We start from the raw sequence: 21,773 nt of genomic DNA on the forward strand, positions 1-21,773 counted from the left end.
GTCCTCAATGCGCCTCGACCGGCCCCGCTACCCGCGGCGGCTTCTTCAGCACCGCCACCACGGCGAGGCTCAGCACGAGGCTCACTCCGACGAGCCAGAATCCGTCGGCATAGGCCATCACGTAGGCCTCGCGCCGGACCTGTTGCGCCAGCATCCCGACCGCCGCGGCCTTCGCGGCGATCGGATCGGCGATGTGGCCGTGCAGGCCCGCCGCCAGGGCGGAGAGTCGCGCCTGCGTCCGGGTCGCGTTGACGGTGATCGCCTCGGCGAGCACCGAGAAGTGCATGTGCTCGCGCCGGTCGATCATCGTCGACAGCATGGCGATGCCGATCGAGCCGCCGAGGTTGCGCATCATGTTCGACAGGGCCGAGGCATCCGCCGTGTCGCGGGGCGCCAGCCCCGCGGTCGAGAGCTGCGACAGCGGGATGGTGAAGAGCGGCTGGCCGATGGCGCGCATCAGCTGCGGCAGGATCAGCTGATCGGCGCCGACGTCGTGGGTGAGGCCGACATTGATCCAGCAGCTCGCGATGAAGAACAGCGTGCCGGTGATGACGAGGAGCCGCGCATCGACCGCCCGCATGATCAGCGGCATCATCGGAAACAGCACGAGCTGCGGCAGGCCCGACCACATCACCACGTAGCCGATCTGCTGGGCGTTGTAGCCCTGGATCTGGGCGCAATAGACCGGGATGATGTAGATCGAGCCGAACGAGACGGCGCCGAGCACCGTCATCAGCACGCAGGCGCCGCCGACCGAGCGGTTGGCGAGCACCCGCAGGTTGATGAAGGGCCGCTCCGCCGTCAGCTCGCGGATGATGAAGCCGGCGATGCCCAGCACCGCCAGCAGGCTCGCCTTCACGATGATCGGCGAGCCGAACCAGTCCTTGCGCTGGCCTTCCTCCAGCACGAAGGTCAGGGCCGGCAGGCCGGTCGCCATCAGGCCGATGCCGATCCAGTCGCCCTTGAGCAACTCGCCCCAGCGCGCCGGCACCGATTCGAAGGCGCCGAGCTGGATCGCGGCGGCGAGCGGGCCGAAGATCAGGTTCAGGTAGAAGATGTAGTGCCAGGACAGGTTGTCGGTGAGCCAGCCGCCGACCGCCGGTCCGATCGCCGGCGCGAAGGTGGCGGTGAGGCCGAACAGGGCGATGCCGACCGGCTGCTGGCTCTTCGGCAGGCGGGTGCGGACGATGACGATCGCCGTCGGGATCAGCACCCCGCCGGTGAAGCCCTGTCCGGCCCGGAACAGGATCATCTGGCTCAAGTTCGTCGAGAGCGCGCAGGCGAGCGAGAAGCCGGTGAACAGGATCGTGTTGACCGCGAGGTAGCGGCGAAGCCCGATCACCGAGGAGAGCCAGCCGGTGAGCGGGATCACGATGATCTCGGCCATCAGGTAGGCGGTCGAGATCCAGCTGCCCTCTTCCGTCGAGGCGCCGAGCGCGCCCTGGATGTCGGCGAGCGAGGCGTTGGTGATCTGGATGTCGAGGATCGCCGTGAAGGCGCCGAGGATCGCCCCGAACACCGCGAGCCAGTCGCGCCCGCTCGCCCTGACCTCAGCGGCGCTCATCGCGGCAGCGCCTCGCTGACGAGAGCGGTACCCGGGAGGCGCTCGCCGGGCTCGATCGTGCCGTGGGTATGGACGGTCGCCTCGACCGAGAGACCCGGGCGCAGGCGGGGAAGCAGGGGATCGTCGGCGTCGAGCGCGATCCGCACCGGCACGCGCTGCACCACCTTGGTGAAGTTGCCGGTGGCGTTCTCCGGCGGCAGCAGGGCGAATTGCGCGCCGGTGCCGGGGGAGAAGCTCTCGATCCGGCCGCCGAACTCGTGCTCGCCGAGGGCATCGACCGTGAAGGTGACGGGCTGGCCCTCGATCATGCGGCCGGTCTGGGTCTCCTTGAAGTTCGCCACGAGGTAGATGTCGCGGCCCATCGGCACGACGGTGAGGAGCCCGGTCCCGGCCGACACGAACTGCCCGACCCGCAGGGAGCGGTCGCCGACCGTGCCGTCGATCGGGGCGGCGACGGTCGTGTAGCTGAGATTCAGCCGGGCCTGCTCGACCTTGGCCTGCGCGCCCTCCAGGGTGGCGCGGGCGCTCGCCTCCAGCGCGCGAAGGCTCTCGACCTGCTTCCTCGACGCCTCGAGCGAGGCCACCGCCTTGTCGCGCGCCGCCCGCTTCTGGCGCAGGTCCGCATCGGCCTGCTGCTGGCGCTGCACCGTGCCGGAGCCGGTCTGGAGCAGGTTGCGGTAGCGGTCGTACTCCTTGGTCGAGAAGTCGAGTCCGGCCTCGGTGTTCTCGATCTCGGCCTTCGCCGATTCGACCTGCGCCTTCGCCTGGGTGATCGCGGCGGCCGTGCCGAGGATCTGGGCCCGCGCCTTCTCGACCTCGGCCTCGGCCTGCTTGAGGGCCACCCGGTACTCGCGGTCGTCGAGGCGGGCGAGCACCGTGCCGGCCTTCACCGGCTGGTTGTCGCCGACCAGCACCCGCGCCACGTATCCGGCGATGCGGGGGGCGACCGTGACCTTGTCGGCCTGAAGGTAGGCATCCTCGGTCGTCTCGAGGAAGCGCCCGGTCGTCCACCAGTGCCAGCCCCAGGTGCCGCCGCCACCCACAGCCGCGAGCAGGACGAGGCCGAGGATCAGCCGGCCCTTGCGCCGTTTGCGGGGCGCCGGGGAAGGAGAGGGGGATTGCTGCATGGCGGCTGGCCGGTAACGAAACGATACGGTATCGTTGTGATATTCCGGACGGTGGAGCCGGGCAAGGAGACGACCCATGACCCAGGCGGTGCTCGCCGATGCGAGGGACGCGGGGCGGCGCAGCGGCGGGCGCCCGACCCGCGAGGAGGCGGCGAAGCGCGACGCGCGGCTCGTCGCGGTCGCGACGCAGCTGTTCATGGAGCACGGCTTCGACGCGACCTCGATCGACGCGGTCGCGCAGGCGGCGGGCGTGAGCAAGCCGACGCTCTATGCCCGCTACCGCGACAAGCGCGCCCTGTTCGCGGCGGTGCTGGAGGAGCGGATCCGCGAGTGGCTGGCGCCGCTCTCCGCGGCCGCGGAGGCGCAAGGCGCGCGAGGCGCGGCCCGGGAGGCCGGGGAGGTGCTGGAGGAGCTGAGCCGTACCCTGCTCGCCCGCGCCCAGGCGCCGGGCGCGGCGGCGCTCAACCGCTGCATCGTCGCGCAGGCGCTGCACTTTCCCGAGCTCGCGCGGCTGGCCTACGAGGAGGGATGGCTGCGCGGCGTGCGGGCGGTGGCCCGCCTCCTGGAGGTGCTGGCCGCGCAGGGCCAGATCGCGGTCGAGGATCCGGAGGTCGCCGCCGACCTCTTCCTCAACCTCGTCCTCGGCAAGGCCTCGCGGCAGGCGCTCTACGGCATCCCGGCCGATCCGGAGGCGCAGGAGACGCGCCGCCGGGCCGCGGTGGCGCTGTTCCTCGCCGGCACCCGGCCCGGCCCGGGCCCTACTGGGTGAGGCGGGCGACCTTGAGCGCCTGGTCGAACATCGCCTTCAAGGCGGCGGTGATGTCGTCCGGTGTGTTGGCGGTCTTGAAGTAGCCCGGCGAGGCGCAGGCCTGGAGCGGCGTCGCCAGGGTCGGGCTGAAGCCGTTGACCCGGTTGTTCTCCCAGGCGATGCCGCCGCCCTTATCGACGAAGCTGATCTGGTTGTAGGGGATGTAGAGGATCGAGATCGTCGCGCCGGCCGCCTTCAGGGCGTCGCAGTTCTTGGAATCGATCTGCGAGGGCTGCGAGCCGTCCCACCAGGCATCGGCGTAGCCCGCGAACTTCGACGGATTGCCCGGATAGGCGTACTTGCCGTTGCTCGACGTGAAGAAGTGTTGCCCGTTCTGCATCCCGTCGGTGACGAGGAAGACGAACGGCTTGCGGCTGGCGCTGGTTGAGCCGTCGCCGAACCCGCCCTGGCCGACGATCGTCTTCATCTGCGGGAAGGAGGTCTCGAAATGGGTGCCGCCGGAGCCGATGCCGGTGGTCGGGTCCTTGGGGGCGTTGAGCTGCGTCGCCCCGGTATCGAGGAGGTTGGTGAAGGCGAGCGGCCAGGTCTGCGAGCACTGGGCCGAGGTCTTGAGCGAGGTCACGTCGCTGGTGAGGGCGGCGAGCGTCGCGAGCTGGTTGATGAACGGGAAGATCCCGATCCGGTACTGGTTCGGCACGGTCGGGTAGGAGGCCCGCTGGAGCAGCGCGCAGACCGCGTTGTTCACCGCGTCCGACCGCAGCTGGATCTTGCCGGCGGCCAGGCCCCAGCCCTTGTAGCCGGGGAAGTGGCAGGCGAACTGGCAGCCCTGCTGATAGTCCGACCACATGTCGTTGTTGTCCTTGGCGAGCTGGGTCATGCCCGCCGCCGTCGTCGGCAGGCCCATCGAGCCCGACACGTCGACCATCAGGTAGAAGTCGAGGTAGGTCGGCAGGTCGACCGAGGCGGTGATCGTGTTGCCCACCGTCGAGGTCGGCACCATGAAGAGCTTCGAGAAGCTGTTCTGGATCGTCGCCGTGTAGCTCACCGAGGAGTTGATCGTCTGGCCCGAGGCGGTGACCTGCGGCGGCTGGAGCGTCACGCTCGACATCGGCACGCTGCCGGCATTGACGTTGAAGGTGTTGATCGCCTGGGTCTTGCCCGCCGCGAGCGCCGAGGCCAGCACGCCGTTCTGGGCGGAGTTGGCGGCGATGTAGGCCTTGGCGGTGACGACCGCGGCGATCGCCGCCGCGTCCGCCGCCCGGTCGAGCCGGGACCGGTTCGTGACCGCCACGCCGTAATCGACGCCGAGCCCGATCAGGCCGACCATCGGGATCAGGCTGAGCCCGAACAGCATGTTGATCCCGCCGCCGCGGGCGCGAAGGAAGGACGCCGCTCCTGCGGCGAGCCGGGATGCGCGGGTCAGCATTTCGAGGCGATTCCGTCGTTGTTCGTGATGTCGTAGTCGACGAGCGTGGCGTAGCGCGGCTGGACGTAGGCCGAGCGCGAGATCGTCAGGGAGGGCAGGTAGCGGGCGCCGAAGGTCGGCGTGAAGGCGAACACGACGTCGATCACCACCACCCCGGCGGGGCCGAAGATCGAGCGCGGCAGGGCCGTCCGGCTCGGGGGGGCGGTGTTGGCCGCCGCGATCTGCGGCGTGCCGCAGGGCCGGTAGGCCGCGCCGCTCGCCGGCTGCTGCGTGCCGGTGCTGGTCCAGACCACGTCGGCGCGGTAGCAGGCGCTCAGGTCGGTGCTGTCGGAGCAGTTCGTCGCGGTCTGGGTGAACTGGATGCTGGCATAGTTGATCGTGATGACCTGCGACCAGGCGGTGTTCCGCCGCTTGCCCTCGACCATCAGGTAGGGGAACAGGACCAGGGCGGCGTCGAAGCTGAAGTGAAGGTCGGTCGCGTTGACGGTCGCGACGGTCGAGCCGCCGGGGGGCTGGCTCTGCGAGATCATCTGGCTGATCGACTGCACGACCAGCTCGGCCTTCCGCGTCGCGTTGATGTAGGCGACGAGCTGGATGCCCCCGAGCATGATCACCATCAGGACCGGCAGGATCAGCGCGAGTTCGACCGCCGCGAGCCCGTCCTCGGCGGACCGGAAGCGGCGGAGCCGGAGCGTCAGGCCGGCGCGCATCAGTACTGCTCGACGCGGAAGGCGGCCGTCGACATGATCAGGTAGGCCGGCTTGCCGTTGTAGGTGGCCGAGGCATCGAGCCAGCCGGTCATGAAGCTCGGCAGGACCGTGACCGGATAGACGACCTGCAGGTACTGGTAGTCGCCCTGGCCGCCGAGGGTGAACTGGCCGGTGCCGGATGTCAGGGTCGGCAGCTTCAGGCCGCTGAGGTCCGACTTGGCGTAGGCGTAGTAGCCCGTCCCCGATCGCGGCACGACGTAGAGGTTGACGATCACGTCGCTGCACGACATCGCCGCCGGCAGGTTGCCGCAGAGCGCCTGCGTGAAGCTCGCCAGGCTCGCCGGGGGCGACTGCTTCTGGGCGTTGCCGACGATGATCTGCCGCGAGGCCTGCTCGGTCGCGAAGTCGAGCTTCTGGCTGAAGTACAGGATCTGGGCGACGATCATCGTGAACAGGATGATCGAGATGAACAGCATGCCGACCAGGGCGAACTCGACTGTCGTCGATCCCTTGTCGTCACGAATGAGGCCCGGCACGCGTCGCATGCCGTGACCCTAGCGTTGCCAAGTAAAAAATTCGATAATCGCGAGATGCAGACTCGCGTGCTCGTCGTGATTGTTGCTGTTCTATCGCGCTAACCAATCGCTAACCGACATGACGGTTAGGCAATTCGGTGTATCCTCCGGCCGCGCGCGAGATCACGGCTCCCTGGCGATGGCCTCGATGTCGCGGTCGACGCCGCTCTCGACCTTGAAGTCCTGGGTGTAGACCTTGCCGTCGTGGCGGGCGATGAGCTGGTACTCGCCCTCGGCGAGCGTCACCTGCGGGAAGGCGCCGATCGCCTCGCGGATGGTGTCGCCGCCGGGCGTCAGCACGCTGAAGGCGGTGCCCGCGAAGGCCTCGGTGCCGGGCGCAGCGACGAGCTTCAGGGTCACGGTGGCGGCGCGGTGGTTCAGCGTCGCGTCGGTCAGGCGGCCGTTCTCGACCTTCAGGTCGGCGCGCTGGATCGCGTTGGAATCGCCCCAGGTCGAGACGACGTGGTAGGTGCCCTCGGGCAGGCGCACGACCTCGCCGGCCTTGACGCCGTCGCGCACGAGCCGCCCCTCCGGGTTGTTGCCGATCGGCACGAAGATCGCGAAGGCGAGCTGGCCGGGCGCGATCCTAGCCTCGCCGACCGCGCCGGCGAGGCGGAGCGCCCCGGCATTGACGGTGAGCTGGTCGCTGGCCGAGCCGGAATTCAGGGTCACGCGCTTCGAGGTGCTGACGAAGCCGTAGGTGACGTTGGCGAGGTAGCTGCCGGGCGGCAGCCGGAAGGTCGGCTGCGCCTCCTCGGAGCGGGCGAGCACCACCGGCCGGCCGCCCTCCGGCCGGTCCTCGTAGATCCGCCAGGTCAGGCCGCCGCGCAGGGGCTTGGCCTCGCTGGTCAGCACCGCCCGCAGGGACAGGCTCGCCTCGGCCGGCGCCGGGGCCGGCGGCGGACCCTGCGTCACGCCCTGCGGCCCTACCCCCGGCACGCCGTTGCCCGGCACGGCACTTCCCGGCATGCCGACGCCCGGGGGCGGCACCGGCGGGTTCGGCATCTGGCCGGGCGCCTGGGCGAGGGCGGGGCCGCCCCAGAGGACGGCCAGCGCCAGGGCCTCACCGTAGAGCCGTCTCGCCCGCGTCATCACCGTCCCTCGTCAGGAGTTCGCTCGCCGCCGCCATCAGGTTGCCGACCGAGAGCGGGCGGAACCGGAACTCGACCACGTGCTTGCCCGCCGGCACCTCGACCCCGCGGAAGAGCAGGTTGGTGCGCAGGATCGGGCGGCGGGCGCCGTCGACCCGGGCCTGCCAGCCCGGATAGAAGATGTCGTGCAGCACCAGCACGCTGTCGCGGTCGGTCTCGACCTCCACCGTGACGACATTGCGGCGGTAGGCGAGAATGGCCGCCGTGCCCCGGGCGGCGGTCACCGGCGCGGCCGGGTCCTTGAGCCCGAACTCGCCCTTGATCCGGGGCACGCTCTCCCGGTCGACGAGCGCCGTCTCGCTGCCCTCGAACTCGGGCAGCTCGTCCTGGTCGAGCACGCTCTCGGAATCGACCGGGACGAGGCGGGTCGCCAGGTAGGCCCGGGGCTTGGCCGGGTCGAGGCGGTAGATCCACATCTGGCCCGAGCCGTAGAGCAGCCTGGCGCCGGTCAGCTGCGGGAAGTGCCGCGGCAGGCGCTCGGCCGGCCGGTCGAGGACGAGGTATTCGAGGCCGAGCAGGCTCGCGAGCCGCGAGCGATAGCCGCGGAACAGCCCGGGGAACTGGCGCAGGTTCGGGTCGGCGGCGTTCTCGCCCGGGCCCACCGCGCGCTCGTAATCGGCGAGACGCAGGGGGTTGTAGCCGATCGTGTCCTCGAGCCCCAGCACCATCGAGGCGTTCTGCCAGGCGCCGCCGAGGCCCAGGATCTCGACCCGCGGGTGCTCGCCCTTGGCGTGGCGGGCGTCGAGCTCGGCCTTCAGCAGCGTCAGGCCCTGGAGCTGCTCGGGCGGCAATTGCTGGAACACCGCGTAGCGGCCCGCCGGCTCGGCGTTGAGGGAGGAGCCGGCATTGCGCCAGACCAGTTCGGCGCCGAGCAGCGCGACGAGGCAGGCCGCACCGAGCGCCCGCCGGCGCGGGCCGGCCCGCAGCATCGCGACCGCGGCGACCGCCGCGATCCCGGTCCCGATCAGGCCGTCGCGCAGGGCGTCGGGCAGGTGGTGGGCCTTGGCGGAGTAGCGGTAGGAGACGAGCAGGATGCCGCCGAGCGCCGCGAGCGCCAGGACCGGCGGGACGACCCGGGCGGCCGCCGCGAGGCGCGGCGCGCCGGCCGCGAGGCCGAGGCGGGGCGCGCCCTCGGCGACGTAGCGGTGAACGAGGTAGCCGGCGGTGAGCGCGAGCCCGATATTGATCACGAAGGTCGCGTCGGCGGGCCGGCGGTAGAGGTCGACGCCCGGCATGTGGTCGAAGACCGGCGCGAAGAGCGGGGTGTAGCGCCCGAGCGCGTAGAGGGTGGCGGCCCCGAGCACGATGACGGGGTAGCGGATCTCCCGGGCGGCGAGGCGCCCGCCGGCGATGCCGTGCCAGAGGATCAGCACCGCCGGCAGGGTCCCGGCGAACAGATAGTTCACCGCCCGGTCGGTCCAGGTGTTGCCGTCCATCGACTGCCAGTCGGGGCCCCAGTAATCGTAGGTCCAGCGCAGCGAGCCGAACACGTCGGCGAAGAGCGCGGTGGCGAAGCTCGAGGGCGGCAGCGAGCCCATGATCGCCGCGCCGTAGCCGAAGGACGGCCGGGTCGAGGTCATCAGGAACTGCATCGTCAGGAGCGAGGGCACGGCGAGCAGCGCGCCGCCGACGAGCGCCATCACGGCGAGCACGCCGATCCGGGCGCGCAGGTAGGCGACGGGCGCGGGCGCGGTGAGCACGGCATGCACCGCGACCCCGATCAGGCTCAGGCCGCACAGGAACGCCACCTGGTCGCGACCGACCGTCATCACGGCGGCCACCACCGCAAAGGCGAGCCCGAAGGCGTAGGAGCGGCGCGCCAGAGCCTCCTCGAGCAGCCACCAGGCGAGCGGCACGAAGCCGTAGGAGATGATCATGCCCGTATGCTGCAGCCGGGCCGAGGCCGAGCCTCCGAGCACGAACACCATCGCGGCCGCGACCGCGCCGACCGGGTGCCAGCCGCGGCGGCGGAACAGCAGCAGGGTCGCGACCGCCCCGGGGACCAGGTGGGCGAACACCACCGCGTCGAACAGCTCCATCGACGGCGACGGGTCGAGCCACGCGAAGAACAGCATGGTCGGGGTGAAGAGCAGCGATTGCGGGTCGGCGACGGACGGGTGGCCGGCGAAGTGGTAGGGATTCCAGAGCGGCAATTCGCCGTTGGCGAGCGCCGCGCCGAGGTAGCGCAGCATCGGGTAGAAGTGGTTCTTCGAATCCCACGGCACCACCGTGCCGGTGATCGGCCAGATCGCCGCGGCGGCGGCCCAGAACAGCAGCACGGCGGCGAGCGCCAGCCAGAAGTCCCGGGGCGTCCAGGTATGGGCCAGGGCCGGCGGAGGAGGTGGGGCGGGGAAGCGCGTCATGGTGCGGTCGGCGTCCTCGGCACCGGCTCTCCCGGCGCACGGCTTCTCGTCGCACCCGGCCGTGGCCGTCCGGGGCGGAATGGTGCTTAAAGGGGATAACGGGGCACCAGAATGGCAGCCCGCCATCCTGCCCCGCTCGTGATAGCTCAAGCCACTGAAGCCGAGATGAACGCAACCCTCGACCTTCTCCGCACCCGCCGCTCCGTGCCGCCGGCCCAGCTCGCCGGGCCCGGCCCCTCCCCGGAGGAACTGGACGCGATCCTCGCCGCCGCCTCGCGCGTGCCGGATCACGGCAAGCTCGCGCCCTGGCGCTTCGTCGTGATCGAGGGCGAGGGACAGTCCCGCATCGGCCGCGTGGTGGCCGCGGCCTACCGGGCCGACCACCCGGAGGCGGACGAGAAGCGCCTCGCCCTCGAGGCCGGGCGCCTCGCCCAGGCGCCCCTGGTGATCGCCGTGGTGTCGCGGGCCGGCCCGCACGTGAAGATCCCGGACTGGGAGCAGGTGCTCTCGGCGGGCGCCGCGTCGATGAACCTGATCGTCGCCGCCAACGCGCTCGGCTTCCGCACCGCCTGGCTCACCGAGTGGATGGCCTACGACCGCCGGGTGCTCGACGCGCTCGGCCTCGATCCGGCCGAGCGGCTGGCGGGCTTCGTCCATGTCGGCCGGGCCGCCGAGGTGCCGCCCGACCGGCCGCGGCCGGCGCTGCCCGAGATCGTGACCCGGTACTGACGCGCGGGCGGGCTGGCGCCGGGGCCCGGTGGTGCTCTAACTGGCGGCGCACGGCCCGGATCGACGGGCCGCCGTTTCCAGAGCATCCCGGGGCCGCCGATGCATTACGACGCCGAGACCCGCACCCTGCCGCACAACCCGTTCAAGGCCCTGGTGGCGCCGCGCCCGATCGGCTGGGTGAGCGCGCTGAGCCGCGCGGGTGCGCTCAACCTGTCGCCGTACTCGTTCTTCAACGGCGTCGGCGACAACCCCGAGATGGTGATGTTCTCGTCCTTCGGCCGCAAGGACGCGCTCACCTTCGCGGAGGAGGGGGGCGAGTTCGTCTGCAGCCTCGCCACCTTCGACACCCGGGAGGGCATGAACCAATCCTCGGCGCCGCTGCCGCGCGGCGAGAGCGAATTCGACTTCGCCCACCTCGCCACCGCGCCCTCGCGCAAGGTCCGCCCGCCCCGCGTGGCCGATGCGCCGGCCGCCCTCGAATGCCGGTGGCTGCAGACCATCCCGCTCGTCCCGGCCGGGGGCGGCGAGGCGGCCTACTTCATGGTGATCGGCCAGGTCGTGTCGATGTACATCGACGACCGCTTCGTCACGCCGGAGGGCCGGGTCGATACCGGGGCGATGCGGCCGATCATGCGCGGCGGCTACTTCGACTACTTCACGGTCGAGCCCGAGAACCGCTTCGAGATGCGCCGGCCGGCCGGCGGGGGCGACGTGCCGAGGCGGTAGGGGAGGCGCCTCGCGTCGCCGGAGGCGGCGCGGGGCGAGGCTGCCGGATCGGCGGCGGTGCTCGTAGTGGGATTTCATGCTACCGTCGGCACCGACGAAGGCAGAGGGCTCATCCATGCAGGCCGCCGAGAAGATCAGCATCACGATGACGTCCGAACAGCTTCGCGCGGTGCGCGAGAGCGTCGCGGCGGGCGAGTATGCCTCGACCAGCGAAGTGCTGCGCGACGCGGTGCGGCTCTGGCAACGCCGGCGCCGGGAGGATGCCGAGCGCCTGGATGCGATTCGCGCCCGCATCCGTCGCTCGCTGGACGATCCTCGGCCCTCGTTGACCCTTGAGCAAGTCGACGCCCATCTGGAAGAGCTGTTCGCCGAAGCCGAGAAGGATTTCCGGCGTGCGTAGAATGCGCGTCGAGCTACAACCGGAAGCTCTGGCTGATCTCGCAGACATCTTCCGGGTCGTTCTAGTCGCCAGCCGCAACCTGACAACCGCGAGAGGCTTCGTGCAGCGGATCAGGAACCGATGTGAGCGCATCGGCGATGCGCCGCGCGGCGGACGACTGCGGGACGATCTCGAACCCGGCCTGCGGACGGTGCCGTTCGAGCACACGGCCGTGATCGCCTATCGCGTCGAGCCGAATTTCGTGCGGATCACCAACGTGTTCTACGGCGGACGCGATTTCGAGGCTCTCTATCGCGGCGAGGGGCCGGACGACGAGGCATAGGGTACCCCGACAGGACGCTTCCACCCGGCTCCGCTTCAACCTTCCTTTACCATAACCCCACATCCTCGGGCCGATGAGAGAGCCGGCCCGCGCGTCGCGGCGCCGCTCCACCGGGCCGCCATGTTCCTGTTCACCAGCACGCCGACGCAGGGAACTGCCAGCACGGGGGCTTCGGGCGCCGGGCGCGCCGCCTCGGGCAACCCGGTCATCGACGCGATCCGCCAGGGCGCCGAGAAGACCGGCGCCGCCTTCGACTACCTGCTCTCCACCGCCCAGCGCGAATCGAGCCTGAACCCGGGCGCCAAGGCCGGCACCTCCTCGGCCACGGGCCTGTTCCAGTTCATCGAGCAGACGTGGCTCGGGGTGATGAAGCAGGACGGGCCGTCCCTCGGGCTCGGTTCCTACGCCGACGCCATCACGGCCCGCTCGTCCGGCGGCTACACGGTGAGCGACCCGGCGGCCCGGCAGGCGATCCTCGACCTGCGCCGCGACCCCGAGGTCGCCTCGGCGATGGCCGGCGCGCTGACCCGGCGCAACGCCGACGCCCTCTCGGAGGCGCTCGGCCGCGAGCCGAACCGGGCCGACCTCTACGCCGCCCACCTCCTCGGCGTGCGCGGCGCGCTGACCCTGATCCGCGCCGCCGAGAGCGCCCCCGGACGCTCCGCCGCCGCCGACCTGCCGGAGGCGGCCTCCGGCAATCGCGGCCTGTTCTACGACCGCGGCGGCCGGGCCCGGAGCGCCTCCGAACTCTACGCCGTGCTCGGCACCAGCCCGGGCGTCCCCGCGGCGGCGGCCGCCCCCACGACCGCGCCGGCGACGGGGCCGATGGCCTACGCGCCGGAGGCCGGCAGCGGCCTGCGCACGCTGTTCCAGACCGACGCCCGAAGGGGCCCGGTCTCCGACAGCGTCGCCCGCCTCTGGGGCGGCCGCGGCGGCGGCGGCACCGCCCCGACCTACTTCCCGCGCTCGAACGACGGCCCGGTGGTCGCCTCCGCGGCGGCCCCCGCCGTCCCCGTTCCCGCCGTCACCGTCCCGGCCGCGCGGCCGGACGCCTTCCCGGACGGGGCGCCCCTGCCGCCGCTGCGCCCGCGGGAATACGGCGGCGGGCGCAACCGCGCCGCCCTCGCATCGCCCTCGATCGAATCCTGAAGCCCCCGCCCGAACCCCGTCACGGAGCCGCGCCGATGATCATCCGCCAGTTCCTGCTCTGGACGCAGCACGAATCCGCCGGGCGACGGGCGGAAGCCGCCTCGTCGCTCGCCCGGGCCTACCTCTACGCCAACCTCGACCCGGCGGCGCGCTGGGAGGCGAAGACCGCGATCACGGCGCTCCTCGACGACCCGTCCCCGCTGGTCCGCCGGGCGCTCGCCGAGGCCTGCGCCAACGCCGCGGAGGCGCCCCGCACCCTGGTGGTGGCGCTGTCCCAGGACCAGCCGGAGATCGCCGGGCTGGTTCTGGCGCGCTCGCCCGTCCTGTCGGATGCCGACCTCGTCGATTGCGCCGCCGTCGGCGACGAGGCCGGCCGGATCGCCATCGCGGGACGGCCGCACCTCTCGGCGATGCTGTGCGGGGCGCTCGCAGAGATCGCCGGGCCCGCGGCCCTGCGGGCGCTCGCCGCCAATCCGGGCGCGCAGGTCACCCGCGGCAGCCTGATGCGGATCGTCGAGCGCCACGGCGACGACGCGCGCCTGCGCGAGGCGCTGCTCGCCCGGCCCGACCTGCCGCTCGACGTGCGCCAGGCGGTGACCGCGCGCCTCGCCGGCGCGCTCGCGGCCTTCGTGAGCGGCTGCGGCTGGCTCTCGCGCGAGCGCAGCGAGCGGGTGACCCGGGAGGCGCGCGAGCGCACCACCCTGGGTCTCGCGGAAGGCTCGGACAAGGCCGACCTGCGCCGCCTCGTCGCCTACCTGCGCGAGGCCGGCCAGCTCACCCCGGGGCTGATCCTGCGGGCGATGCTGTCGGGCCGGATGGCCTTCACGGAGGCGGCGCTCGCCGACCTCTCCGGCCTGCCGCCCGCGCGGGTGGCGGGCTTGCTGCACGATCCGCGCGGCAGCGGCCTCGCGGCGCTCTACCGCCGGGCGGGCCTGCCGCCCGCCCTCGAGCCCGCCTTCGCGGCGGCGATGTCCGCCTGGCACGAGGAGGAGGCCGGTCTCGCCGAGAGCGGCAGCGGCGGCCTGTCGCGGCGGATGATCGAGCGGGCGGTGACCGCCTGCGAGCGCCTGCCCTTCGCGGATGCCCACGCCATCGTCGCCCTGCTCAACCGCTTCGATGCCGAGGCGGCCCGCGACGAGGCCCGGGTCCTCGCCCGCGCGCTCGCGAGCGAGGCCGCGGTGGAAGCGGTGCTGGACACGATCCCGGCCGCGCTGATGGAGAGCTACCGCCAGGACCGCCTGCGGCTCGCGGCCTGACCCGCTAGCGCGGAGCCGCCCGACGGTCGGCGCACATCACCGCCGCGGCGAGATAGCCGGCCAGCGAGACGATGACGGCCTGGGGGTAGATCGGCGGGATGAAATGGGCGGTGACGCTCATCAGGGCCTCCCGAATCGTTGAGGACCCAAGATTACGATGGCTCACATCCGGCCCGCAAGCCGGATGCGGCAAACATCGTCGCGCCGAAGACTGGATGATCCTGGCGCTCTCGGCCGTGCGGTGACGCCGGGACCTTGCGATCGGGCCCCGACCGGTGCTTCAGGCGGCAGCGAGGCCGACGCGGGGCGCGAGGGCGGCGAACGGGGCCGCGTCGTCGTCCGGCTCCGCGTTCGCCCCGGCGAGGAGGCACGGGATCGGCGCCTCCCGCCCGATCTGCGCCCGGATCCGGACGCCCATGGAGGGCGAACCGCCCGGCGCGACGATCGGGCAGGTCCGAAAAAGGCCTACCCCCCGAGCCGCACCAGCCGATCGAGCAATGCCCGGTCGTGCAGCAGCACCATCTTCTCCTTCGGGTTCAGCCAGGCCGCCGCCTCGTCGATGGTCTCCGCCTCGACCACCTTGGCCTGGGCCATGACGTGGTCGGGCTGGGGCGCGCCGCGGGGCCGGCGCTCGGCCGGGGGCAGGAAGGCGAGGTGGCCGGCCTGGAGGCCGGGATCGGCGTGCAGCGCCCGCAGGCCGTCGGCGTCGTCGTAGGCAAGCGCCGCGTTGCGGGCCTCGATCGCCCTCGCGGCGGTCGCGATCGCCGGGGGCTCGCGCTCCTCGGGCGTCATCAGCAGGCCGGCGCGCTTGAGGGCGAGGCCGAGGAAGAGCTGCCCGCTCGCCCACGAGATCGGGATCGCCAGGACGAGGCCGAGGATCGTCGGCGACATCCACAGGAACAGCGAGGTCGCGATGGCGAAGGCCGACACGCCGGCCACCACCCCCAGGATGGTGTGCCAGCGGTGGCGCCGCACGATGTCCGAGAACGGGATCGAGCCGTCGTCGCGCCGCTGCGGGTTCCAGCCGGCGTCGCGCCGGAGCAGGATCTGGATCACCGAGCCGGACTGGACCAGCATCGCGATCGGGGCGATCAGCGCCGAGAGCAGCGTCTCGATCAGGGCCGAGAGCACGAGGCGGACGCCGCCGCCGCTCGCCCGGCGCACCCGGCCGTCGAGGAGGCCGAGGATCAGGCCGAACAGCTTCGGGGCGAGCAGGATCGCCATGGTGATCCCGAAGAGCTGGAGCGCGCGGACGGGGTCGAAGCGCGGCCAGACCGGGTAGAGGCGAAACTCCGTCGAGAAGTATTCCGGCCGGATGTAGGCGGTCTGGAGGGCGAGCGCGATGCCGACCACGAGCTGCGCCGCCCAGAGCGGCGAGGCGAGGTAGCCGGCGATGCCGGTGGCGAAGTGCTGGCGCGAGGCGAGCTTGAGGCCCGCCGTGCCTATGATGCGGCTGTGCTGCAGGTTTCCTTGCGCCCAGCGCCGGTCGCGGATCGCGACGTCGATGAGCGAGGGCGGGCTCTCCTCGTAGGAGCCCTGGAGCTCGGGGAGCATGGTGACGCTCCAGCCGGCACGCCGGATCAGCGCCGCCTCGACGAAGTCGTGGCTGAGCACGTGGCCGCCGAAGGGCGGCTTGCCGGAGAGGTCGGGCAGGCCGCAATGGTCGGCGAAGGCCCGCGTGCGGATGATCGCGTTGTGGCCCCAGTAATTGCCGTCGCGGCCCGACCACAGGGCGAGGCCGGTGGCGATGACGGGGCCGTAGATCCGCGCCGCGAATTGCTGCACCCGGGCGAACAGGGTGTTGCGGTTGATGATCAGCGGCAGCGACTGGATGATGCCGGAATCCGGGTCCGCCTCCATCGCGCGGGCGAGCGTGACCACGCAATCGCCGCTCATCAGGCTGTCGGCGTCGAGGACCAGCATGTGGTCGTAGTGGCCGCCCCAGCGGGTGACGAAATCGGCGATGTTGCCGGCCTTGCGGTGGTGGTTCTTCTGCCGGTGGCGGTAATACAGGCGCGCCTCCTCGCCGAGGCGCGCGCGCAGGGCGAGGTAGGCCCGCTCCTCGGCGATCCAGGCATCGGCCTGGGTCGAATCCGACAGGATCCAGTAGTCGAAGGCGGTGCCCTCGCCCGTGGCCTCGATCGAGTCGCGGATCGCCTCGACCGCCGCGAAGGTGCGGGCGGTCGCCTCGTTGTAGACCGGCATCACCACGGCGGTGCGGGTGGTGAGGGGACCCTGAAACGCGTCAGGCCGGCGCCGGCGCATGAGCGCCAGGAAGCCGAGCAGCCCCGAGGTGAAGGCGAGCGCGATCCACGAGAAGTTGAGGGTGAACAGCGCCAGCAGGAGCCACTGCAGCCAGGTGGTCGAGCCGGCGACCGACACGACCTCGTACATCTGCACCGCCCCGTAGGCGGTGAGCAGCGCAGCCCCGCCGAACACGAAGGCGCGGGCGCCCCAGGGTGCCCGGCGGTCCGGCACCTCGTGCGCGTCGTCCTCCGACCATTGCCGCAGGTCCTGCACCGGCATGGCGAGGGGCGATTCCGGCGGCACCGCCGGCGCGACCGCGAGGGTGGGGGCTTCGCGGCGCAGGGGGTCGAGACGGTGCGTGTCGGGGTGTGGGGCGAAGGTCACGGGGTCCACCGGTACAGCCATGTCTCACTGACGGGTTTGTCGCCGGCCTTGACGACCAGGCGCAGCTCGCAGGCGGTGTCGTTGCCGGGATCGAGCTCGAACACCGCCCGCACGGTCTTGCGCTCCGGGTACGGGTAGACGCGCTGGCGGGTAATGCTGCCGGGGGCGGTGTGGAGCGCGATCTGGAGCGTGTTGGGGTCGATCCCCTCGGCGAAGGGCGCCTCGCCGGTGAAGTCGACGAGGAACAGCCGGCGTTTGCCGTTGGTGCCCTTGCCGATCCGGGTGCCGGAGCAGACGGCGAGCGGCGGCGCGCCAGGCACCGCCCAGCACCAGAACTGGCGGTAGCTGAAGGCGGTCTCCTTGGCGAGCGGCTCCTTCGGGCGCCAGTAGGCCAGGACGTTCTCGTTGACCTCGGACTCGCTCGGGATCTCGATCAGCTGCACCGCGCCGGCGCCCCAGCCGTGCTGCGGCACGCCCGGGCCCCAGCTGCCCAGCGGCTCGATCCACAGGCTCGGGCGCTTCTCCCAGCGCTGCACGTCGTCCTGGTAGTCGCCGTAGGCACGGGCGCGCTGGACCAGCCCGAAGCCCTTCGGGTTCTCGTCCATGAAGGCGGAGATCTGCAGCGTCTCGGGGTTCTGCACCGGGCGCCAGATCGCCTCGCCCCAGCCGTTGCGGATCTGCAGGCCGTCGACCTCGTGGGCGGCGGGCCGGGCGTCGTCGACGCCGCGGCGGTCGGTCGGGCCGAACAGGTAGGCGCCGGTCATGCCGGCGATGCCGACATGCTCCAGATTGGTGCGCGGGCAGAGCGTCGCCTCGACGTCGACGATGGTCGCCTCGCCCGGGCGCAGGGTCATGCGGAGCGCCGCGGTGGCGGATTCGGAATCGACCAGCGCGTGGATCACGATCTGCCCGGTGCCGGCCCCCGGCCGCTCGAGCCAGAAGGCGCGAAACAGCGGGAACTCCTCGCCCCTGGCCTCGGCCGGCTTGAGCGTCAGCGCGCGGGCGGTGACGCCGTAGCTCTGGCCCGCGGCGAGCGCGCGGAAGAACGAGGCGCCCTGGAAGATCGCGCAATCGGAGGGCTGCGCGCCGTTGAAGCTCGCGTAGAGCCGGAAGCCCGAGAAGCCGAGGTCGCGGCCCTCGTCCGGGGCCTTCAGCTTGCCGAAGGTGAAGCGGTTGCGGTCGTAGGCGATGCGGCGCACCACCCCGTCCTCGACGGCGTGCAGCGCCACCGGCGTGGTGAAGACGAAGCCGCGGTGCAGCGGCTCGACCACGAAGCCGCGGCCCTCGCCGGCCCAGAGCAGCGCCTGGGCTTGCGCCCGCACGCCGATATACTGCTCGTAGGTGATGTTGTTGAACGGCTCGGGCAGGTCGGCCGCCGGCGCGGCGTAGGGCTTCTTCGCGAGCGCGCGGGCGAGCTCGACCACCTGGCCGGGATCGAAGCGCTGGCCGTCCGACAGCGGCGCCGGCTCCGTCGGCTGCGCACCCGCCGCGGAGGTCACGGCCAGACCGCCGGCGAGCGCCAGCACCGCGCGTCGGTCGAGGGCTGTGCGGGAGGGCGGGGCAGTCGGGCTTTGGGTCATCAGGGGAAGTCGTACCGGTCCGGATTCGAGGGAGCGCCGGCCGTTTACCACGATCCGGGCTGAACCGGGGGTTAAGAATCGCGAAGCTTGCCCCGCAGGGGAAGCGCGCCCCGACAGGGGTGGCACGCTCCGGCGCCTGTTCCGCGGGCGCCTGTTCCGCGGGCGCTTGTTCTGCGGGCGCTTGTTCTGACGGAGCGATCGGCTAGACGGTCGGGACGCCGACGGACAATCCCGCCAACGCCCAGCCCCGCCAGAACCAAAGGCCGCCGATGACCTCGATACCGAAGCCCGCCGGGGCCCGCTCCCTCCTCGCCGTCGTGCTCGCCGCCGGCAAGGGCACGCGGATGCGCTCCGACCTGCCGAAGGTGCTCCACCCGATCGCCGGCCGGCCGATGCTCGCCCACGTGCTCGCCGCCGTGGCGGAGGCAGGCGCCGGGCGCCTCGCCGTGGTGGTCGAGCCCGGCCGCGACGACGTCGCCCGGGTGGTGGCGGATGTCCCGGGCGCCGAGACCTACCCCCAGGAGGAGCGCCTCGGCACCGCCCACGCGGTGCTGGCGGCCCGCCGGGCGCTGGCGCAGGGCGCCGACGACGTCGTGGTGGCCTTCGGCGATACGCCGCTGATCAGCCCTGAGACCTATGCCCGCCTGCGCGCGCCGCTGGCCGAGGGCGCGGCCGTGGCGGTGCTGGCCTTCGAGGCGGAGAACCCCGCCGGCTACGGCCGCGTGCTGGTCGAGGACGGCCGGGTCACGGCGATCCGCGAGGAGAAGGACGCCAGCGAGGCCGAGCGCCGCGTCACCCTGTGCAATGCCGGCCTGATGGCCCTGTCGGGGCCCCTCGCCCTCGGCCTGCTGGAGCGGATCGGCAACGCCAACGCGGCCGGCGAGTACTACCTGCCCGACGCGGTGGCGCTCGCGGTCGCCGATGGGCACCGGGTCGCGGTGGTGCCGGTGGCCGAGGCCGAGGCGCAGGGCGTCAACGACCGGGTGCAGCTCAGCACCGCCGAGGCCTCGGTGCAGGCCGCGCTTCGCCGGCGCGCGATGCTCGCCGGCGCGACCCTGATCGCCCCCGAAACGGTGTTCCTCAGCCACGACACCGCGCTCGGCCGCGACGTGGTGGTCGAGCCCCACGTGGTGTTCGGCCCCGGCGTCGTCGTCGGCGACGGCTGCACGGTCCACGCCTTCTCGCACCTGGAGCAGGCGCGCCTCGCAGCCGGCGCCCAGATCGGGCCCTATGCCCGCCTGCGGCCCGGCGCGGTACTGGAGCCGGGCGCGCGCATCGGCAACTTCGTCGAGGTGAAGAACGCCGCGATCCGGGCCGGCGCCAAGGTCAACCACCTGTCCTACGTCGGCGATGCCGAGGTCGGGGCGGGGGCCAATCTCGGTGCGGGCACCATCACCTGCAATTACGACGGCGTGAACAAGCACCGCACGGTGATCGGCGCCGGGGCCTTCGTCGGCTCGAACTCGGCGCTCGTCGCGCCGGTGACGGTCGGGGAGGGCGCCTTCGTGGGCTCCGGCTCGGTCATCACCGACGACGTGCCGCCCGGCTCGCTGGCGATCGGCCGCGGCCGGCAGGTGGTGAAGACCGCGTGGGCGAAGCCGACGAAGAGGTAGCGCCTCATACCCTCGCGCCTTGGCATCGACACGTCGGTGCCAAGGCGTCCGGCGCATGGGCGCCGACGCCCATTCGGGCTTAGCCAGCGCCTTGGAACGGGTCCGTTCGAAGGCGCGGCGGTATCACACGTGCACCGCGCCGTCGCCCTCGTCGCGGCGGCGCGCGCGCAGGGCGGCCGCCAGGAGCCAGACGTAGAACGAGGCCACGGCCGCGAGCACGAGCCAGCCCGGCAGCGGCCCGAGGCCGGCCCCGGCCAGGATCTCGGGGATGCCGTGCACCGTCTCCCCGGCGCCCGGCGCGCCCGCGTCCTGGAGGCGGGCGGAGGTGATCTTCAGCACCCAGGCGAGCAGCAGGATCGCGAACATCCAGCCGTAATTGCGCCGCAGCCGCCGGCCGAACGCCTCACGCAGGCTGATGTGGAAGGTCGGGCGGCGAAGATCCTCGGCGAGCAGCCGCGTCCAGGCCGGATCTCCGGCGCTGCCCGAGGCGGACCCTCCCGCGTGGAACACCTCCGCGTAGTAGTGCCGCTCGAGCTGGCGCACCCGGGTGCGGTAGACGTCGAAGAAGCGGTAGCGCCTGGCCTCGATGCCGAGGAGCAGCAGCACCAGCAGCATGCAGAACAGGAGCACGCCGTGATGCGCGGTCGGGGTCGAGAGCGAGACCGACAGCATCGCGGCGATCACGGTGATCGCCCAGTTGGTGGTGCGGTCGATCCGGTCGCGCCAGCCGGCCATGCGGGCGATCTCGGCCCGGTGGTAATGGGCCAGCACCGTGATCGTCTCGGCGGGTGTCCTCGGCATCGGCAGCGGCGCGGTGGCCTCCGTCGGCGCGGCGATCATGGCGGGCCTCCCTCCGGCCGCGCCTCTTCGTCACCCGGGCGCGGCCGCCGGCATCATGGCGCAGAATCCGGCCGGACCGAAGGATCGCGTTGCCGCCGGGCCGAGATGGCCGGGCTGGACAACCGAGCTGAAGACCCTTCGCGCGCGGTGGTCCTTCGCGCGCGATTGATCTATGGCGGGAAGCGAGGGGCGTGCCCGCGCGCCGCCCAGGAATGCGAGCCATGGTGCGCGTCGAGGATCGTCCCCACCAGCCCCCGCCCGATCGCGAGGCGACCGACCTGGCCGCGCTGATCGCGCAGGTGGCCGGAGGCCGCCAGGACGCGCTGCGCGCCCTCTACGACCGCACCGCCCCGAAACTTTTCGGCCTGATCCTGCGTATCGTCCGCGACCGGGGCACGGCCGAGGACGTGCTGCAGGACGCCTACCTGCGGGTCTGGCAGCGCGCGGCGGGCTACGCTCCGGAGGCGGGACGGCCGATGGCCTGGCTCGCCGCGATCGCGCGCCACCGCGCCATCGATCTGGTGCGCCGGAAGGGTGAGGTGCCGATGCCGGCCACGGACGACGAGGAGGACTGGATCGCCCGCATCGCCGACCCGCGCGACAGCGAGGCCGCGTTCCTGGACCGCGACGCGCTCCTCGCCTGCCTCAACCGGCTGGAGCCGGCGCAGCGCGACTGCGTGGTCCTGGCCTATTGCGAGGGCCTGTCGCGGGAGGAGCTGGCCCTGCGCTACGACCGGCCGGTCAACACCGTGAAGACCTGGCTGCATCGCGGGCTCGCATCGCTGCGCGGCTGCCTGGACGCCGCCGCATGAGCACTCCCGACGAGATCCCCCCGGCGAGAC

The 21,773-nt window shown here is 72.3% G+C and carries 20 protein-coding genes; 9 read left to right on the top strand and 11 right to left on the bottom strand.

Features of this window, described 5'->3' with window-relative positions:
* Positions 1-4 precede the first annotated feature (4 nt).
* Together DK419_RS23530 and DK419_RS23535 are read right to left on the bottom strand one after the other, a co-directional pair.
* Entirely contained in the window at positions 5-1,564 is a 1,560-nt protein-coding gene (locus tag DK419_RS23530) for a DHA2 family efflux MFS transporter permease subunit (protein ID WP_109961240.1), read from the bottom strand.
* Complete coding sequence (locus tag DK419_RS23535) at positions 1,561-2,691, bottom strand: HlyD family secretion protein (protein ID WP_109961241.1); 1,131 nt, start codon at positions 2,689-2,691, stop codon at positions 1,561-1,563. The genes DK419_RS23530 and DK419_RS23535 overlap by 4 nt, the downstream gene beginning before the upstream one ends.
* 76 nt (positions 2,692-2,767) lie before the next feature.
* On the opposite strand from DK419_RS23535, the gene DK419_RS23540 reads away from it, so the two are divergent.
* Positions 2,768-3,460 (top strand): TetR/AcrR family transcriptional regulator, encoded by a 693-nt coding sequence (locus DK419_RS23540; protein ID WP_109961242.1) that lies wholly within the window; start codon positions 2,768-2,770, stop codon positions 3,458-3,460.
* Here the strand turns inward: DK419_RS23540 and DK419_RS23545 are convergent.
* The 5 genes from DK419_RS23545 to DK419_RS23565 form a co-directional block, all read right to left on the bottom strand.
* Entirely contained in the window at positions 3,450-4,886 is a 1,437-nt protein-coding gene (locus DK419_RS23545; protein ID WP_109961243.1) for a TadE/TadG family type IV pilus assembly protein, read from the bottom strand. The genes DK419_RS23540 and DK419_RS23545 overlap by 11 nt on opposite strands.
* A complete protein-coding gene (locus DK419_RS23550; RefSeq protein ID WP_109961244.1) occupies positions 4,880-5,596 on the bottom strand; it encodes a TadE/TadG family type IV pilus assembly protein in 717 nt (238 codons plus the stop codon). Before DK419_RS23550 ends, DK419_RS23545 begins: the two co-directional genes overlap by 7 nt.
* Positions 5,596-6,141, bottom strand: a complete 546-nt coding sequence (locus DK419_RS23555) for a TadE/TadG family type IV pilus assembly protein (protein WP_109961245.1) — start codon at positions 6,139-6,141, stop codon at positions 5,596-5,598. Before DK419_RS23555 ends, DK419_RS23550 begins: the two co-directional genes overlap by 1 nt.
* 153 nt (positions 6,142-6,294) lie before the next feature.
* Positions 6,295-7,263, bottom strand: coding sequence for a hypothetical protein (locus tag DK419_RS23560; protein ID WP_109961246.1), 969 nt, complete (start codon positions 7,261-7,263; stop codon positions 6,295-6,297).
* Positions 7,235-9,685: a hypothetical protein gene (locus DK419_RS23565; protein ID WP_109961247.1), complete on the bottom strand. Its 2,451-nt coding sequence runs from the start codon at positions 9,683-9,685 to the stop codon at positions 7,235-7,237. Before DK419_RS23565 ends, DK419_RS23560 begins: the two co-directional genes overlap by 29 nt.
* Positions 9,686-9,850: 165 nt before the next feature.
* Between DK419_RS23565 and DK419_RS23570 the strand changes: the two genes are divergently transcribed.
* The 6 genes from DK419_RS23570 (at position 9,851) to DK419_RS23595 (ending at position 14,267) form a co-directional block, all read left to right on the top strand.
* Positions 9,851-10,414, top strand: a complete 564-nt coding sequence (locus DK419_RS23570; protein ID WP_109961248.1) for a nitroreductase family protein — start codon at positions 9,851-9,853, stop codon at positions 10,412-10,414.
* Positions 10,415-10,513: 99 nt separating this feature from the next.
* Positions 10,514-11,140 carry a flavin reductase family protein gene (locus DK419_RS23575; RefSeq protein ID WP_109961249.1) on the top strand — a complete coding sequence of 209 codons (627 nt, stop codon included), beginning with the start codon at positions 10,514-10,516 and terminating at the stop codon, positions 11,138-11,140.
* 115 nt (positions 11,141-11,255) lie between these two features.
* A complete protein-coding gene (locus DK419_RS23580; RefSeq protein WP_109961250.1) occupies positions 11,256-11,540 on the top strand; it encodes a ribbon-helix-helix domain-containing protein in 285 nt (94 codons plus the stop codon).
* Complete coding sequence (locus DK419_RS23585) at positions 11,533-11,862, top strand: type II toxin-antitoxin system RelE/ParE family toxin (protein ID WP_109961251.1); 330 nt, start codon at positions 11,533-11,535, stop codon at positions 11,860-11,862. Before DK419_RS23580 ends, DK419_RS23585 begins: the two co-directional genes overlap by 8 nt.
* A 120-nt stretch (positions 11,863-11,982) precedes the next feature.
* The gene (locus DK419_RS23590; protein ID WP_109961252.1) at positions 11,983-13,011 is read left to right on the top strand and encodes a lytic transglycosylase; all 1,029 of its coding nucleotides are present in this window, start codon (positions 11,983-11,985) and stop codon (positions 13,009-13,011) included.
* A 35-nt stretch (positions 13,012-13,046) separates the two neighbouring features.
* Positions 13,047-14,267 (top strand): DUF2336 domain-containing protein, encoded by a 1,221-nt coding sequence (locus DK419_RS23595; RefSeq protein WP_109961253.1) that lies wholly within the window; start codon positions 13,047-13,049, stop codon positions 14,265-14,267.
* 280 nt (positions 14,268-14,547) lie between these two features.
* On the opposite strand, the gene DK419_RS28825 is transcribed toward DK419_RS23595, so the two are convergent.
* Genes DK419_RS28825 through DK419_RS23605 form a run of 3 tightly spaced genes read right to left on the bottom strand, consistent with a single transcriptional unit; the run spans position 14,548 to position 18,478 of the window.
* The gene (locus DK419_RS28825; protein WP_162561376.1) at positions 14,548-14,685 is read right to left on the bottom strand and encodes a hypothetical protein; all 138 of its coding nucleotides are present in this window, start codon (positions 14,683-14,685) and stop codon (positions 14,548-14,550) included.
* Between the two features lie 47 nt (positions 14,686-14,732).
* Entirely contained in the window at positions 14,733-16,919 is a 2,187-nt protein-coding gene (gene mdoH / locus DK419_RS23600; RefSeq protein ID WP_109961254.1) for a glucans biosynthesis glucosyltransferase MdoH, read from the bottom strand.
* Complete coding sequence (locus DK419_RS23605) at positions 16,895-18,478, bottom strand: OpgD/OpgG family glucan biosynthesis protein (protein ID WP_109961255.1); 1,584 nt, start codon at positions 18,476-18,478, stop codon at positions 16,895-16,897. Before DK419_RS23605 ends, mdoH begins: the two co-directional genes overlap by 25 nt.
* Positions 18,479-18,747: 269 nt before the next feature.
* Here DK419_RS23605 and glmU point away from each other — a divergent pair, with 269 nt between their 5' ends.
* Entirely contained in the window at positions 18,748-20,091 is a 1,344-nt protein-coding gene (glmU, locus tag DK419_RS23610; protein ID WP_109961256.1) for a bifunctional UDP-N-acetylglucosamine diphosphorylase/glucosamine-1-phosphate N-acetyltransferase GlmU, read from the top strand.
* Between the two features lie 123 nt (positions 20,092-20,214).
* On the opposite strand, the gene DK419_RS23615 is transcribed toward glmU, so the two are convergent.
* Positions 20,215-20,931: a DUF2270 domain-containing protein gene (locus DK419_RS23615; RefSeq protein ID WP_109961257.1), complete on the bottom strand. Its 717-nt coding sequence runs from the start codon at positions 20,929-20,931 to the stop codon at positions 20,215-20,217.
* A 221-nt stretch (positions 20,932-21,152) separates the two neighbouring features.
* On the opposite strand from DK419_RS23615, the gene DK419_RS23620 reads away from it, so the two are divergent.
* Positions 21,153-21,743, top strand: coding sequence for a sigma-70 family RNA polymerase sigma factor (locus tag DK419_RS23620; RefSeq protein WP_109961258.1), 591 nt, complete (start codon positions 21,153-21,155; stop codon positions 21,741-21,743).
* Positions 21,744-21,773 lie beyond the last annotated feature (30 nt).

Origin of the sequence: Methylobacterium terrae (assembly GCF_003173755.1) — a bacterium.
GTDB classification, from domain to species: Bacteria; Pseudomonadota; Alphaproteobacteria; order Rhizobiales; family Beijerinckiaceae; genus Methylobacterium; species Methylobacterium terrae.